Source organism: Mycobacterium sp. MAA66, assembly GCF_041261665.1.
In the GTDB taxonomy this organism is placed as follows: Bacteria; Actinomycetota; Actinomycetes; order Mycobacteriales; family Mycobacteriaceae; genus Mycobacterium.
Genome location: NZ_JBGCCC010000002.1, coordinates 1,120,104 through 1,135,344, shown reverse-complemented (window position 1 = coordinate 1,135,344; position 15,241 = coordinate 1,120,104). Strand labels below are relative to the sequence as shown.

Here is a 15,241-nt window from a genome sequence, read left to right as displayed (position 1 = left end):
CCGTCCTTTGTCAGTGGGCTGTGATGGCTGAGCCGACCCGGAACCACGACGGGTCGGTCAGGTAGGCCTGCGCCAATTGCGCTGTGCCGGAGGCGAACCTGTCGCCGAGGGTTTGTGCGGGTTCGGATTCGGGGTGGGTGCCGATCCAGGCCGTGAGCATCAGTCGGCGCAGCATCACGAAGGTGGGGATCTCGGCGAGGTCGGCGAAGGTGAGGTCGCGAACGCGGCGGTAGCCGTCGAGCCACTCGTCGACGATGCGCGCGGCACCGGGGGAGTCCTCGACGAATGACACCACCGCTCCGAGGTCGGCGAGATACCAGGACCAGCCACAGTCGTCGAAGTCGATGACGGTGATCCGGCCTTCGTGCACCATCAGATTGGACATCCGGAGGTCGTTGTGGACGAGGCCGAAGCGGTGCGGCCCCATGCCGTAGCTGGTGAGTCGATCGATGATCTTGCGTTCGGCGTCCTCGATGACGGCGGCGTCCGTGGCGCTGAGTGCCGGCGCGTCTCTCCAGTTGCCCCACCGGCCGCCGGCGCCGAGCATGGTGTCCAGGTCCCACCGGAACCGGGTGAAGCCGGCCGGTCGCGTCCACTGCTGGACGTGCTCGTGCAGCTCGGCGGTGATCGTGCCCAGCTCGCTGAAGCTGATATCCGAGGCGTCATCTTCGGCGATCGTGCCCTCGACGAAGGTGAACAGATCGACCAGGCGCACCTCGTCGCCGATCCGGGCCTGGACCACGCGGCGGCCATCCGGCGCCGGGATCACCCGTGGTGTGGTGATGGCCGAGTCGAGCCGGAGACTTTCCATCCAGTCCAGTTCGGATTCGATCGCGGCCAGCGAGTGGTACCCGGGTCGGTGCACCCGCAGGACCTGGCGCTGCGTGTGCGCCCCCGAGCCGGTCTCGACCAGGAAGGTGCCGTTCTCGGAGAAGCTCAGCAGTCGCACGGTCGCGGAGTCGAGCTGATAGTGCGTGAGCGCGGCGTGGGCGAAGCGTTCGTAATCGGCGGCTTCCATGTCGCTCATTGTGGATCTCCTCGGGTGACTGGCGCAGGCGGCCTTTTTTGGTCTGCTCAGTTTCTACCGCATTCAGTCGGAAAATGGACCAAAACTGGCACATGATTTCGATGGGTTCGACTGTGAAACGGCTGGGAGATTTGTTGGCAATGTGGACGTAATACTGCTGGTAGACCAGGTATTGACGTGACACTTTTGGTCTGGTAGCAATAGCGGTGCGTTCGAGGGACTCGGTCGCATGGTCCGCAGAACGGCCCGCTGTCACTAGATAGAGCAGACCAAATAATGAGTAGCTCCGACCGCTCGGGTCGGGCTCACCTCCCACACCAGATCGGTTGGCGCCCATGAGTGAGATCGACGATTCGCCCCGGACCACGTCCAATCAGCCGCCGAGAGGTGGCGCCGACAAAACCATTGTGCAGCGGCTCAAGCCCAACGCGATCGGCTTGGTGGGCGTGCTGTTCATGGCCGTGGCCACCGCGGCCCCGATCACCGCGATGGTCGGCAACGTGCCCATCGCCGTCGGATTCGGCAACGGCTCGGCCGCCCCCGCGGGTTTCCTGGTCGCCACGATCGTATTGGGGCTCTTCGCCATCGGCTACGCAGCGATGTCGCGGCATATCACCGCCACCGGAGCGTTCTACGGCTATATCTCCCACGGCCTCGGCCGGGTGGTCGGCCTGGCCGCAGGCTTCCTGACCGCGCTGGCCTACATGGTTTTCGAGCCTGCCCTCATCGGCATCTTCGCGTTCTTCTCCCGAGACCTGTTCACATCCTTGTTCGGAGTCCATCTGCCGTGGCTGCTGTTCGCCGCGGTGGCACTGGCCGCCAATGCCGTCCTGACCTACTTCGACGTCAATCTGGCGGCGAAAGTGCTTGGCGGACTGTTGGTCACCGAGATCGTCATGCTGACCCTGATGGCCGGGTCGGTCGTGGTCAACGGCGGTGGTCCGGAGGGCTGGTCGCTGTCCTCGCTCAATCCGATCAACGGCCTGACCGGACTGCATGCCGTCGTCCCCAACGCCAACGGAGTCGGGACCATGGCCGTGGTGGGCTCGGCCGGCGTCGGCTTGTTCTTCGCGTTCTGGTCCTGGGTCGGCTTCGAGTCCAGTGCCATGTACGGCGAGGAGTCCAAGAACCCGAAGAAGATCATCCCCGTCGCGATCATGTCGTCGGTGCTGGGCATCGGAGCGTTCTACGTGGTGGTGTCGTGGCTGGCGATCGTGGGCACCGGTCCCACCAAAGCCATTGCGCTGGCGCAGGATACGAACACCGCCGGGGAGATCTTCTTCGGCCCGGTACGTGATCACCTCGGCGGCTGGGCGGTGACACTGTTCCAGATCCTGTTGACCACGGGTTCCTACGCCTGCGGCATGGCCTTTCACAACTGCGCGGCTCGGTACATCTATGCGATCGGCCGCGAAGACATCATTCCGGGAACGGCGAAAACCGTTGGCCGCACTCATCGCATCCACGGCTCGCCGCACATCGCCGGCTTCGTCCAGACGGGCGTCGCCCTGATCATCATCCTGCTGTTCGCGGTCACCGGCCGTGATCCCTACAGCGGCCTGTACGGCCTCATGGCCATCTTGGGCACGGCCGCCATCCTCATCGTGCAGGCGCTGGCCGCGTTCTCGGTGGTCTCGTACTTCCATGTCCGCAAGCAACATCCCGAGACCGCGCATTGGTTCCGTACCTTCCTGGCACCCGGCCTGGGTGGTATCGGCATGCTCTACGTGATTTACCTGCTGATCAAGAACGCCTCCTTCGCCGCGGGTTCGGCATCGGAAGATGTCGTCTTCACCGCGATTCCTTACGTGGTGGGCGCTACCGGCATCGCCGGAGTCGTTGTCGCCCTGGTGCTCCGGACCCGCTCACCGCATCGCTACGACCGATTGGGACGCGTGGTGCTCGACGAAGAGCGTTGACGCCGCAACGTCGAACCAGCGTCTACCGCCATCACAGCAGCGAGGACAAACACATGGCATTTTCCGCAATCATGGATTCCAACAGCTATACCGGAGCCGGCGGCCTTGACCCGGCCACCGACGCCATGGTCGACAAACGGCGCTCGACGCTGGGACCGTCGTACCGGCTCTTCTACAACCGGCCGGTTCATCTGGTCAAGGGCTCCGGCGCCCACCTGTTCGACGCCGAGGGCACCAGATACCTCGACGCGTACAACAATGTGGCCAGCGTGGGCCATTGCAATCCGCGGGTGATCGAGGCCGTCACCAACCAGATGGCGGAACTGAACACCCACACGCGATATCTGCACGGCAGCATCCTCGATTACTCAGAACAGCTGCTCGCCACATTTCCCGACGAGATCTCCTCGATCATGTTCACCTGCACCGGATCTGAGGCCAACGATCTGGCGGTACGGGTGGCCGAGCAGTACACCGGTGGCACCGGCGTCATCGTCACCGAGGAGGCCTACCACGGCAACAGTGCCCTGATCTCGGCGATGTCTCCGTCTCTGGGCGTCGGAGTCCCGCTCGGCGTGAACGTCCGCACGGTACCTGCACCGGACTCCTACCGAATCCATCCGTCAGATCTGGCCGGCTGGTTCGCCGACCAGATCAGCAACGCGATCGCCGATCTGGAACGTCATGGTCACAAATTCAGTGCGCTGCTGCTGGATTCGATCTTCTCCTCCGATGGGATCTACGTCGATCCATCGGTGCTGGCACCTGCGGTCGAGGTGGTGCACCGGGCCGGCGGCGTGTTCATCGCCGACGAGGTCCAACCCGGTTTCTCCCGGACCGGCGATGCGATGTGGGGCTTTGCGCGCCACGGCGTGGTGCCCGACCTGGTGACCATGGGCAAGCCCATGGGCAATGGGATTCCGGTGGCCGCGATGGCCGCGCGGCCGGAGGTTCTCGACGCGTTCGCCCGAGAAACGCCTTACTTCAACACTTTCGGCGGAAATCCGGTGTCGATGGCGGCGGCTCAGGCCGTCCTCGACATCATCCAGGGCGACGGACTGGCCGAGCATGCCGGTCGGGTCGGTGCCGAACTGCGGTCAGATATTCGCGCATTGGCCACGCAGTACCCGCTGCTGGGCGACGTCCGCGGCGCGGGGCTGTACACCGGGGTCGAGATCGTCACCGACCCCGAGACCAAGAAGCACGACGGTGCCCAGGCGCAGCGCATCGTGGATGCGATGCGGGATCACCACGTTTTGATCTCCGTGTGCGGCGGACATGGCAACATCCTCAAAGTGCGCCCGCCTCTTGTGTTCTCGATGTCTGACCTGGACTGGTTCATGACGGTGTTCAGCACCGTCGTCAAAGAGCTTGCATGAGTGCTTATCGGGAGGCCTTCGAGTCGGCGGCGCACAGCCCGGACGATTTCTGGCTGGCGGCGGCCGACGAGATCGACTGGACCACCCCGCCGAGCCGCGCGCTCGACGACTCCGCGGCGCCGCTCTATCGCTGGTTTCCCGATGGGCGACTCAACACCTGCTACAACGCACTCGACCGCCATGTCGAGGCCGGCAACGGTGCGCGCACCGCGCTGATCTATGACTCGGCGATGACCGGCGTGCAGCAGTCCTTCACCTACGCCGAGCTCCTCGACCAGGTCGCCCGTTTCGCCGGAGTGCTTGCCGCACGCGGTATCACCGCCGGCGACCGGGTGGTGGTGTACATGCCGATGATTCCCGAAGCCGTCATCGCCATGCTGGCCTGCGCACGGATCGGCGCGGTGCACTCAGTGGTCTTCGGCGGCTTTGCCGCGGGCGAACTCGCCGCCCGCATCGACGACGCGGAGCCGGTGGCGGTACTGACCGCCTCGGGTGGTCTGGAGCCGGGACGAACCGTCGAATACCTGCCCGTCGTGGCCAAGGCGCTGGCGATGTCCACCGCCGAGCCGGCCACGGTGATCGTGAAGAACCGCGACCACGTGCCGGGCCGGGCCGCCGACCACCCGGGGTATCTGGACTGGGACGAGCTGATCGCCATCGCCGAACCCGCGTCCCCGGTGCCGGTGTCGGCCACCGACCCGCTGTACATCCTTTACACCTCCGGAACCACGGGTAAACCCAAGGGCGTGGTCCGGGACAACGGCGGGCACGCCGTCGCGTTGGCGTGGTCGATGAGGCATGTCTACGACATCAGCGCCGGCCAGGTGATGTGGACGGCCTCCGACATCGGGTGGGTCGTGGGCAGTTCGTACATCGTCTACGGGCCGCTGATCGCGGGCGCTACCACGGTGCTCTACGAAGGCAAACCCGTAGGGACCCCGGATGCCGGCGCGTTCTGGCGGGTTGTCGAGCACCACAAGGTGGATGCACTGTTCACCGCGCCGACCGCGCTTCGGGCCATCCGCAAGGTGGATCCGTCCGCGAACCTGCTTGCCGTGCACGATATCTCGTCGCTGAAAGCCCTGTTCGTCGCGGGCGAACGTCTGGACCCCGACACCTACGATTGGGCGTCGGCAGTGCTGGGACGTCCCGTCGTCGATCATTGGTGGCAGACCGAAACCGGGTGGGCGATCTGCGCCAACCTGCGCGGGCTCGAACCGATGCCGATCAAGGCGGGATCACCCACGGTGCCGGTGCCCGGCTACCGCGTCGACATCGTCGATGCGAAAGGCGACCGGGTGCCCGCGGGAGACGAGGGCAACATCGTCATCAAGCTGCCGTTGCCGCCGGGCACACTCGCCGGATTGTGGCGCAATGACACGGGATTCGTTCGGTCCTACCTGTCCGCGTTCCCCGGCTATTACCTGACCGGAGATTTCGGCTACGTCGATGATGACGGCTATCTGACGGTCCTGGGCCGCACCGACGACGTGATCAACGTGGCCGGCCACCGGCTCTCCACGGGGAGTATCGAAGCCGTCCTCGCCGCGCACCCATCCATCGCCGAGTGTGCCGTCATCGGTATCCACGACGACCTCAAAGGCCAGCGGCCCAGCGGCTACGTCGTGCTCAAGGCCGGCCAGGACGTCGACCACGGCGCGTTGCAACAGGACCTCACCGCGATGGTCCGCGACCAGATCGGTGCCGTCGCCACCTTCCGCGACGTCACCGTCGTCGGCGCCCTGCCCAAGACCCGGTCGGGGAAGATCCTGCGAAAGACCATGCGGCAGATCGCCGAAGGCGTCGACTACACCGTCCCCTCGACCATCGAGGACATCTCCGTGATCGACGCGCTCATCCCTTTGCTGCGCGCGCACTGACTTCTCGGCGGAGCCGGGTAAGTTGTCGGCAATGTGGGGTTCCGTTGCCGTGCTGGCGCTTCCGATCGCACTCGATCCGGTGCGCCTCGGCGTCAATCTGCTGTTGATCTCCCGGCCGCGCCCGGCGCAGAACCTGCTGGTGTACTGGGTCGGCTGTGTGAGCGCGAGCGTCGTGCTGCTTTTGGTTCCGCTGCTGGCGCTGCACTTCACCGATCTGACATTCGTGCATGACCTGGCCAACCCCAGGACCACGGCGAGCTCCACCCTCCGGCACGTCCAGGTGTTCGTCGGCGTGCTGCTGTTGGTGATTGCCGGGGTGATGGGGGTTCGGCTGGCGACGCGTAAGCGCGCCGAGGTTGCCGACCCGGACGCCTCGCCGATCTCGAAGTTGTTGCAGCGTGGCAAGGACGCGCCCGCCGATGGTGGGTCAGCACTTCAGCGACTGCTTGCGCGCGCCCACGATGCCTGGGAGAGCGGGGCTTTGTGGGTCGCGGCGGTGATCGGCTTCTGGGCGGGGCCGAACCCGTCCCTGGTGCTGTTCGCCCTGACCACCATCCTGGCCTCCGGTGCCGCGATCGGCACACAGATCGGCGTCGCCGTGGTGTTCATCGTGGTGAGCCTTGCGGTCGTCGAGATCGTGCTGCTGTGCAATGTGGTCACGCCGACGAAAACCCAAGCGGTGCTTCGCGGGGTGCATGACTGGGTGGGTGGCTATCGCACCCAGATCGTGGTGGCCATCCTCACGCTCGTCGGCCTGGCTTTCGTGGCGCAGGGAACGGGCATGTTGTCCTAGGCGGAGACTAGACGCGACGTGGGGCGGCCAAGCGCTCGCGGCGGAGCAATTCGACCTCGGACAGCTCCAGCGGAGGCAGGTCCCCGACCACCTGGGCCAGCAGGTAATCGGCCAGTTCCGGGTTGCGGGCCAGGCAGCAGCCGTGCAGATAGGTGGCGACCACGCTGCCCTGTACCACGCCGTCGAAGCCCGAACCGTCGCGGTTGCCGGCACCCTTCTCCACCCGGGCCAGCGGACGCGCTGCAGGACCGAGATCGGTTCCGCCGCGGTGATTTTCGAAGCCGGTCAGCTTCTGGCTGAGCCCGTCGATCACCGGCACCGACGCCACTTCGCCGATGGTGCGTTCGGGCTGGGGGGACGTCGTCACGTCCAGCAGGCCGACGCCTTCGACGCGCTCGCCCGACGACGTCTCATACCAATGCCCGAGTACCTGGATGGCGGCGCAGATGGCCAGCACCGGCGCGCCTCGCGAAACCGCTTGCTGCAGACCGGGATGACGGATGAGGTGCTTGGTGGCCAGTCGCTGGGCGTAGTCCTCGGCGCCGCCGAGGGTGTACAGGTCCAGTGAGTTCGGTACCGGCTCGCTGAGCGTGATCTCGATGATCTCGGCGTCAATTCCTCTGAGCCGCAACCGCTGTCGAAGGACCACCGCGTTGCCGCCGTCGCCATAGGTACCCATCACGTCGGGCAGCACCAGGCCGATCTGTACGGGTGCCGTTCTGCTCTTCACGTCCGCGGTCATTGCCTCAGCTCTCGGTTCAGCTGCAGGAACGCCGTGTAATTGGCGATCACCTCGACATGCCCGGGTGGGCAGGACTTGATGGCGGCCATGGTGTCGTGCACCAGGGTGTGGTCGACACCGGCGTAGCCCAATCGAACCGCCAGGTCGGTGCCACGCTCGCCCGCCGAGACCACTGGCGCCGGGAAGTCCACGAAATGCTCGAAGTTCACGTCCCACAGCCAGGACAGGTCCTCGCCGTCGGGCACCTGCCCGTTGACGGAGATCACCGCGCCGGCCGCATCGGTGGAGACCATCGACAGGGCCTCCTGCCAACCGGCCGGATTCTTGGCCAGCAGCACCCGCGCGGTGTGCTCTCCCACCTGCACGGTGCGATAGCGGCCCGCGACCTCGTCCACCGCGGACACCGCGGCCACCGCCGCCGGCGGGGCGGCGCCCAATGCCACTGCGGCCGCGACGGCCTGGGTGGCATTGCCACGATTGACCGTTCCGGGCAGCGCCAGTGTCATGGGGGCGGAGAAGCCGTCCGGTCCGTAGATGGTCGTCTCGTCGTACCACCAATGTGGGGCCGGGCGCTTGAAGTCGGCGCCGGTCGAGTACCAGTGGCCCTCTTCGCGGACGATCACCTCGCCGCTGCGCGGGCAGCTCACCGAGTCGCCGGACCAACTGCCACCGGCGGCCACCCACACCACGTTCGGGCTGTCGTAGGCCGCCGAGGTCATCAGCACGTCGTCACAGTTGGCCACCACCACGGCGGAAGGATGCCGGGCCAGTCCGGCGCGCAGGGTGCGCTCGATGACGTTGATCTCGCCGACTCGGTCCAGCTGATCGCGGGACAGGTTCAACAACACGATCACCGACGGATCGACTGCATCGGACACATGCGGCACATGCATCTCATCGACTTCCAGCGCTGCCAGTCCCGCAGCCCGTGACCCGGCCAGCGCCGCGATCAACCCGGCGTCCATGTTGGCGCCCTCGCTGTTGGTCGCGACCTCGCCGACCGTCGCCAGAGCCGCCGCCGTCATCCGGGTCGTCGTCGACTTGCCGTTGGTCCCGGTGACGACCACGCTGCGCCGTCCGGAGCCCAGTTGACCGAGGATCGACGGGTCGAGCTTCATGGCGATGAGCCCGCCGATCATGGCGCCGGCTCCGCGCCCGGTGACGCGCGAGGCCCATCGGGCGGCAGCACCCGCGCCCAGCGCGACGCGTCCTCGTGCGGTGATCATCCCCGGAAGTCTAGGAGGCCCGAACCGAATGTGACGACGTGAGGCTGCCCACCTAGCGGCCGCCGGGCCGGCGTGGAACCAGGCCGTCGTCGAGCATCTGCTGGAAGTGCTCGATGACGGTCTGATCGACCGGCTGATACGTCAGCCCCAGCTCAGCGCGGCCGCGGCCGTTGTCGAATGCCAGCGGGTAACCGATATTGCGGTCGACGAACTTGCGCGTCAGTCCGACAGCCGGAGCGAGCACCTTCACGGCCAGCTTGGGCGTCGTCATCCTCGGGAAGGGATACAGCGGGCCGTATTGGCGGCGCAGAATCTTGCCGATCTCCAGCAGGCTCAGCGAGTCGGCGTTGACGACGTAGCGGCCGTGGGCCTCGGGAGTGAAGCCGGCGCGCACGTGGGCGTCGGCAACGTCACGGACGTCCACCACGCCCATGGTCAAGGCCGGCGCGCCCGCGAGCAGGGTGCCGTCGGTGAACTGCTTCATGGTGCTCAGGCTGGCGGAGTCGCTGGCACTGGTCAGAGACGGACCGAGGACCAAGCCCGGATGGATGGTGACCATGTCCCAGCGGTCCTGTGCCTTCTGGTACCGCCAGGCCTCCTGCTCGGCCACGGTCTTCGAGTACGAATACGGTTGGTGGCTGACGCTGCTGGTGGTGTTCCAGTGCTCGTCGGTGAAGACTCCGCCGGGGACATCCTGCGACTCGCAGTTGTCGCCGTAGATCGCCACCACGCTGCTGGTCAGCACCACGCGCTTGACGCTCGGAGTGCGATTGACCGAATCGAGCACATTGCGGGTGCCCTCCAGCGCCGGGCGGACGAGTGCCTCCTGCGCATCGCTGTATCCAGAGAGCAGAAACGGCGATGCGGTGTGCATGACGAGCTCGCAGCCGGCCATCGCCTCGTCGAAGCTGCCGGTGTCGAGCAGATCAGCTTTGAAAAGCCGGAGCCGGCCAGGGTGGTCGGCCGACAGTTTGTGCAGATGCTCCAGACCGGAGGCCTTCTGCGGATTACGCACTGTGCCGTGCACGGTGTGCCCCGCTTCGAGGAGGCGGCGGACGATCCAGCTGCCGATGTATCCGCTGGCGCCCGTGACGAGGACGGGCGCGGCGGGGTTGATCGTGGTTGCGGTCATGGTGGTCAATCCTTGCCTAATCGGGGCGGCGACACGCAGCGGCAGCCGCCAGGATTGTCGGGCCCGCGTGCCATCCTTGCCAACGTGGGCCAAACCAACGACCGCTGGGGGCGTCCGGCCACCGAGCCGGGCGCGGGTTGGGCCGTGGTCGACGTCGAAACATCGGGTTTCCGGCCAGGTCAGGCCCGCGTGGTCAGTGTCGCGGCGCTGGCCGTCGGCGACGACGGCAGCGTCGAACGGTCGTTTTCCAGTCTGCTCAACCCCGGTGTCGACCCCGGGCCGACCCACGTGCACGGCCTGACCGCCGAGATGCTCGACGGACAACCCACCTTCGGTGAGGTGTTCGGCGAGCTGGCCGAGGTGCTGGCCGGCCGCACACTGGTGGCCCACAACGTGGCCTTCGACTACTCGTTCCTGGCTGCCGAGGCCGAATTGGTCGACGCGGTACTGCCGGTGGACACCGTGATGTGCACCGTGGAGCTGGCCCGGCGACTGAATCTGGGCACCGAGAACCTGCGGTTGGAGACCTTGGCTGCGCACTACGGCGCCACCCAGATCCGGCCGCATGACGCGCTCGACGACGCCATGGTGTTGGCCCAGATCCTCAAACCGGCACTCGCCGCGGCCGTCGACACCAAACGCTGGCTGCCGATCCGCAACGTGACCCGCAAGCGCTGGCCCAGCGGCCACATCACCCACGACGAGCTGCGCCCGCTGAAGGTGCTGGCCTCCCGGCTGCCGTGCGACTACGCCAACCCCGGCTCATTCGTGCCGGGTCGGCCGCTGGTGCAGGGCATGCGGGTGGCGCTGTCGGCCGAGACCCGGCGCAGCCACGAGGAAGTCATCGAGCGCATCCTGGATGCCGGGCTGGCGTTCAGCGACACCGTCGATCCGCTGACCTCACTGGTCATCTGCAACGAGCCCGAGCCCGATCAGGGGAAAGGCTTCCAGGCCCGCGAATTGGGTGTGCCGCTGGTCGCCGACGAGGACTTCATGACACTGCTGAGCCAAGTCGTCGGCGGCTCCGATATCGAAGCGTTCGTCGACAACACTCCCGCGGGTGACCAGTTCACGCTGTTCTGAGGCCGGCGACCTTTCGGCTGAAGGTGCCGTGGAACCCGATCGGCAGATGATGCTCCAGATGCGCGGTTGCCAATGGCCCGTCGGCGATGGTGCGGGCGTCGAAGATGACCAATTGCGAACGATGCGATGGCAGGTCGTGATTGAGCACCAGTAACCACCCGTCGTCTTCGGCCGCCGTGTCGGATCGGGGCACGAACAACGGTTCACCGGTCTGGGCCAGCCCGAAATCGAAGGTGCTCTGAATTCCGGTGCGATGGTCGATCCTGGTGACCGCGTTGTAGTGGCCGATGTCCGCGGTGGCCGCGGCGGCGTAGGTGACGTTGTGCTCCCGGGTGGACCGGCGCCAGTCGTACTGCGGGAATTCCATTGGGGCCGTGGCTGATAGCACGGTCTCGGTGATCCGCCCGGTCTTGTTGATCCGGAACCGGGACAGGTGCCCGCGGGGCCACTCGTCGATGGTCAGGTGCGCGCGCGGATCGGTGTTGTCCGCCGGCTCCTGCCAGGCCTTGCCCAGCTTGCGGAAGATCTCCGGGTCGTCGAATCGGAAGAACTCCACCACGGTGTCCGCGCCGTCCTCAAAAGCGTTGGTGACGTGGACATGCGCCAGGGCTTCGTGCTCGATGACCCGGGGCTTGGCGCCGTCGCGGGGCACCAGGACGAACCGCGTCGACCCATTGCGCGCCTGGTAATCCAGCGCCTGCGCCAAGGACCGGGTGCGCAACAGAGTTGGGATGTTGGGCCGCAGTGGGTCCAGGACGAAGACCAGATGGCGCTGCGTGAGCGCGAAATCGTGGTTCCACACCATGTCCCACAACGGCAGGGAGTTGATCTGGGTGTTCCGGCCGAACCGGTCCACCCGATAGCAGCGCAGCCGCGGGGTGGGGAACAAGTCGAGGCCGAAGTTGAACACCTCACCCGTGCGCGGGTCCCATTTCGGGTGTGCCGAGAACGCGCCGAGGTATCCCAGTCGATCGCCATCAAAACGCTTGTACCCCAAGGTGTCCAGTGAATCGGGATCGATCTTGTGTGGCGGGCCGCCCTCCCAGAGCGCGAGCAGCTCGCCGCAGATCGACACCATGTTGGTGTTGGCGGTGTTGGCCGGCGGCTTGAGATTTCCCTGCAGGGTGGGGGCGTTGGTGGTGATGCCGCGCTGGGTCATCCGGTCGCCGCCGCGGTACTGACGGGTGCGCACGTAGCGGTTGGTGAAGCGGACCGATCGGCCGTCCAGGATGAAGCGGGACACCATGCCGTCCGCGTCGAACATCGTCTTCAGCACGGTGTCGCCGACCTCGAACTTGCCCGGGCCGATGCGGAACAACGTACCGGTGAGGTCGGGCGGCAGGGTGCCCTCGACCCGGTGGACCTGGTAGTCGAACTCGTCGTACAGGGACGCGAACGGTCGGCCGTGCAGTTCCTTCAGCGTCGGTTCTGCGGGCACAATGGCTGTCATACAACCCCCATCTGAGGACGGATGTCCTCAGTTTCAATCCGCAGCTCGGCGATGTCAAGGGAGGAGCGGCGCCAGGTGACCGACCACGCGAACAACCGGGTGACCGAACGCCGGTACTCCGGCAGGTCAGCACAGCAGCGACGGGACACCCGCCGGCGAATGCTGTTGGACGCGGCCGAGGAACTGTGGCGCGAAGGCGGGCTGTCGGCGCTCACCGTCCGGGCGGTCGCGGCGCGGGCGAAACTGACCGATCGTTATTTCTACGAGCAGTTCGCCGGCGTCGGTGCGCTGATCGGTGCGGTGATCGACGACGTGCTGGAGGGACCCTTCGCCGCAATGCTCGCCGGTGGCAGCGCGCCCGAGTCGGCAAGCGTTCAGACCCGACTCACCCTGGGACTGGCCGGCTTCATCGAACACGCCGAGAGTGACCCGCTGGCGGTGCGCATCTTCTTGACCGACGCCCGCCACATCGAGTCGGTCGCCGAACACATTCGGGTAGCCCAACACCGGGTGGCCGCCGCGATCCTGGCAGTGCTGCTGCCCGACCGCGACGCCGACCCGGAGAGCTTCGACGCGGCGCTGTTCTGTGTCGGCGGAGTGGCCACGCTGATCAACGAGCGGCTGCTCGACACCGCGAAAACCGTTACCGCACAAGACTTCGCCGCACAGGCCGTGGCCTGGTGCGCCCGGGTCCTCAGTGTCGCCGAGGACCCGGGCTGAGATCAGACGCCCACTCGGGAAGCCCGGTTCACCGCTGACACCACCGCACGCAGCGACGCCGTGGTGATCGACGGCGCGATGCCGACGCCCCACACCGTCTTACCGCCGATGGACGCCTCGACGTAGGCCGCGGCCTGCGCCTCCTCGCCGGCGGACATCGCGTGCTCCGAGTAATCCAGCACGTTGACCTTGAAACCGACGGCGCCCAGCGCATCGATGAACGCGGCCAGCGGGCCGTTACCGGCGCCGACGATCTCGCGCTCCTCACCGTCGATCTTCACGATCGCGGTGATGGTGTCGGTACCGCCGTCCTCTTCGGCCGCGGTCACCTTCTGCCGCATCCGCTCCAGCGGAGTGATCGGCGCCAGGTACTCCTCGTTGAAGACGTCCCAGATCTCCTTGGGCGAGACTTCGCCGCCCTCGCCGTCGGTGATCTTCTGGATGGCCTGGCTGAACTCCATCTGCAGCCGCCGCGGCAGCGCCAGCCCGTGGTCGGCCTTCATGATGTAAGCCACGCCGCCCTTACCGGACTGCGAGTTGACCCGGATCACGGCCTCGTAGGTGCGGCCGACATCCTTGGGGTCGATCGGCAGGTACGGGACCTGCCACCGGATGTCGTCCACGTCGGCGTCCGCGGCATCCGCATCCACCTTCATCTGATCCAGGCCCTTGTTGATGGCGTCCTGGTGACTGCCCGAGAACGCGGTGTACACCAGGTCACCGCCGTACGGGTGGCGCTCGTGCACCGGCAGCTGGTTGCAGTACTCGACGGTGCGACGGATCTGGTCGATGTTGGAGAAGTCGATCTGCGGATCGATACCGCGGCTGAACAGGTTCAGCCCCAGCGTCACCAGGCAGACGTTGCCGGTGCGCTCACCGTTGCCGAACAGGCAGCCCTCGATCCGATCGGCGCCGGCCAGGTACCCCAGTTCGGCGGCCGCGACGCCTTCGCCGCGGTCGTTGTGCGGGTGCAGGCTCAGAATGATCGAGTCCCGCGGCGTCAGGTGCCGGTGCATCCACTCGATGGAATCGGCGTAGACGTTCGGGGTGGCCATCTCGACGGTGGCGGGCAGGTTGACGATCAGCGGCCAGTCCGGGGTGGGCGCTACCACCTCGGCGACGGCGTTGCAGACGTCGACGGCGTACTCCAGTTCGGTACCGGTGTAGGACTCCGGGGAGTACTCGAAACGCCACCGCGTGCCGGGGTACTTCTTGGCTTCCTCGACGCACATCCGGGCGCCCTCGGTGGCGATCTTCTTGACGGCTTCGCGGTCGGCGCGGAACACCACACGGCGCTGCAGGATCGACGTCGAGTTGTAGAAGTGCACGATCACCCGAGGGGCGCCGGCACAGGCCTGGAACGTGCGCTCGATCAGCTCGGCCCGGCACTGGGTCAGCACCTGGATGGTGACGTCGTCGGGGATGGCGCCCTGCTCGATGATCTCGCGGACGAAGTCGAAGTCGGTCTGGCTGGCCGACGGGAAGCCGACCTCGATCTCCTTGTAGCCCATCCGAACCAGCAGGTCGAACATCCGGCGCTTGCGCTCCGGGCTCATCGGGTCGATCAGGGCCTGGTTGCCGTCGCGCAGATCGACGGCGCACCAGCCGGGCGCGACCGTGGCGACGTTGTCCGGCCAGGTGCGGTCAGGCAGGGAGATGTTTTCTACTTCGTCGGCGAAGCTGCGGTAGCGGCCCGCCGGCATCGACGAGGCGCGCTGGGTGTTCCAGGCGGGCTGGCCGGGGTTGCGCGGGCCGGACGGGACGGTGATGGATCGGTTTGACGAAAAGGCGTCGGGGGATTGGGTAGTCACGATGATTGCTCCGGTTTGTCTGAATGGGACCTAGAAGAAGGTCGCGACCGGCGCATCGCGAACACCCGCGACGGGAGGC

General features: G+C 66.4%; 12 protein-coding genes. 6 read left to right on the top strand and 6 right to left on the bottom strand.

Features of this window, described 5'->3' with window-relative positions:
* Positions 1 to 10: 10 nt before the first annotated feature.
* Complete coding sequence (locus ABIA30_RS12045; RefSeq protein WP_370065372.1) at positions 11 to 1,027, bottom strand: phosphotransferase enzyme family protein; 1,017 nt, start codon at positions 1,025 to 1,027, stop codon at positions 11 to 13.
* Between the two features lie 335 nt (positions 1,028 to 1,362).
* On the opposite strand from ABIA30_RS12045, the gene ABIA30_RS12040 reads away from it, so the two are divergent.
* From ABIA30_RS12040 to ABIA30_RS12025, 4 genes are read left to right on the top strand one after another with little or no spacing between them, the layout of a single operon-like run.
* Positions 1,363 to 2,946 (top strand): APC family permease, encoded by a 1,584-nt coding sequence (locus ABIA30_RS12040; RefSeq protein ID WP_370065370.1) that lies wholly within the window; start codon positions 1,363 to 1,365, stop codon positions 2,944 to 2,946.
* A gap of 53 nt (positions 2,947 to 2,999) precedes the next feature.
* Positions 3,000 to 4,325 carry an aspartate aminotransferase family protein gene (locus ABIA30_RS12035; protein WP_370065368.1) on the top strand — a complete coding sequence of 442 codons (1,326 nt, stop codon included), beginning with the start codon at positions 3,000 to 3,002 and terminating at the stop codon, positions 4,323 to 4,325.
* On the top strand, positions 4,322 to 6,205 hold the full coding sequence (locus ABIA30_RS12030; RefSeq protein ID WP_370065366.1) for a propionyl-CoA synthetase: 1,884 nt from the start codon (positions 4,322 to 4,324) through the stop codon (positions 6,203 to 6,205). Before ABIA30_RS12035 ends, ABIA30_RS12030 begins: the two co-directional genes overlap by 4 nt.
* 31 nt (positions 6,206 to 6,236) lie before the next feature.
* Entirely contained in the window at positions 6,237 to 6,998 is a 762-nt protein-coding gene (locus tag ABIA30_RS12025) for a GAP family protein (RefSeq protein WP_370065364.1), read from the top strand.
* Positions 6,999 to 7,005: 7 nt separating this feature from the next.
* On the opposite strand, the gene ABIA30_RS12020 is transcribed toward ABIA30_RS12025, so the two are convergent.
* The 3 genes from ABIA30_RS12020 to ABIA30_RS12010 are packed head-to-tail and all read right to left on the bottom strand — an operon-like array spanning position 7,006 to position 10,098.
* Positions 7,006 to 7,740 carry a type 1 glutamine amidotransferase gene (locus ABIA30_RS12020; protein ID WP_370065362.1) on the bottom strand — a complete coding sequence of 245 codons (735 nt, stop codon included), beginning with the start codon at positions 7,738 to 7,740 and terminating at the stop codon, positions 7,006 to 7,008.
* Positions 7,737 to 8,966 (bottom strand): MurT ligase domain-containing protein, encoded by a 1,230-nt coding sequence (locus tag ABIA30_RS12015; protein WP_370065360.1) that lies wholly within the window; start codon positions 8,964 to 8,966, stop codon positions 7,737 to 7,739. The genes ABIA30_RS12020 and ABIA30_RS12015 overlap by 4 nt, the downstream gene beginning before the upstream one ends.
* A 52-nt stretch (positions 8,967 to 9,018) precedes the next feature.
* Entirely contained in the window at positions 9,019 to 10,098 is a 1,080-nt protein-coding gene (locus tag ABIA30_RS12010) for an SDR family oxidoreductase (RefSeq protein WP_370065358.1), read from the bottom strand.
* Positions 10,099 to 10,182: 84 nt separating this feature from the next.
* On the opposite strand from ABIA30_RS12010, the gene ABIA30_RS12005 reads away from it, so the two are divergent.
* Positions 10,183 to 11,181 carry a DEDDh family exonuclease gene (locus ABIA30_RS12005; protein ID WP_370065356.1) on the top strand — a complete coding sequence of 333 codons (999 nt, stop codon included), beginning with the start codon at positions 10,183 to 10,185 and terminating at the stop codon, positions 11,179 to 11,181.
* Here the strand turns inward: ABIA30_RS12005 and ABIA30_RS12000 are convergent.
* Complete coding sequence (locus ABIA30_RS12000; protein WP_370065354.1) at positions 11,168 to 12,631, bottom strand: carotenoid oxygenase family protein; 1,464 nt, start codon at positions 12,629 to 12,631, stop codon at positions 11,168 to 11,170. The genes ABIA30_RS12005 and ABIA30_RS12000 overlap by 14 nt on opposite strands.
* A gap of 75 nt (positions 12,632 to 12,706) precedes the next feature.
* On the opposite strand from ABIA30_RS12000, the gene ABIA30_RS11995 reads away from it, so the two are divergent.
* Positions 12,707 to 13,351 carry a TetR/AcrR family transcriptional regulator gene (locus ABIA30_RS11995; protein ID WP_370065352.1) on the top strand — a complete coding sequence of 215 codons (645 nt, stop codon included), beginning with the start codon at positions 12,707 to 12,709 and terminating at the stop codon, positions 13,349 to 13,351.
* Between the two features lie 2 nt (positions 13,352 to 13,353).
* On the opposite strand, the gene leuA is transcribed toward ABIA30_RS11995, so the two are convergent.
* Positions 13,354 to 15,165: a 2-isopropylmalate synthase gene (leuA, locus tag ABIA30_RS11990; RefSeq protein WP_370065554.1), complete on the bottom strand. Its 1,812-nt coding sequence runs from the start codon at positions 15,163 to 15,165 to the stop codon at positions 13,354 to 13,356.
* Positions 15,166 to 15,241: the final 76 nt, after the last annotated feature.

What these genes read in the sequence shown, in the direction of transcription:
- ABIA30_RS12045 (WP_370065372.1), bottom strand. Translation starts at nt 1,027, where the DNA reads ATGAGCGACATGGAAGCCGCCGATTACGAACGCTTCGCCCACGCCGCG.
- ABIA30_RS12040 (WP_370065370.1), top strand. Translation starts at nt 1,363, where the DNA reads ATGAGTGAGATCGACGATTCGCCCCGGACCACGTCCAATCAGCCGCCG.
- ABIA30_RS12035 (WP_370065368.1), top strand. Translation starts at nt 3,000, where the DNA reads ATGGCATTTTCCGCAATCATGGATTCCAACAGCTATACCGGAGCCGGC.
- ABIA30_RS12030 (WP_370065366.1), top strand. Translation starts at nt 4,322, where the DNA reads ATGAGTGCTTATCGGGAGGCCTTCGAGTCGGCGGCGCACAGCCCGGAC.
- ABIA30_RS12025 (WP_370065364.1), top strand. Translation starts at nt 6,237, where the DNA reads ATGTGGGGTTCCGTTGCCGTGCTGGCGCTTCCGATCGCACTCGATCCG.
- ABIA30_RS12020 (WP_370065362.1), bottom strand. Translation starts at nt 7,740, where the DNA reads ATGACCGCGGACGTGAAGAGCAGAACGGCACCCGTACAGATCGGCCTG.
- ABIA30_RS12015 (WP_370065360.1), bottom strand. Translation starts at nt 8,966, where the DNA reads ATGATCACCGCACGAGGACGCGTCGCGCTGGGCGCGGGTGCTGCCGCC.
- ABIA30_RS12010 (WP_370065358.1), bottom strand. Translation starts at nt 10,098, where the DNA reads ATGACCGCAACCACGATCAACCCCGCCGCGCCCGTCCTCGTCACGGGC.
- ABIA30_RS12000 (WP_370065354.1), bottom strand. Translation starts at nt 12,631, where the DNA reads ATGACAGCCATTGTGCCCGCAGAACCGACGCTGAAGGAACTGCACGGC.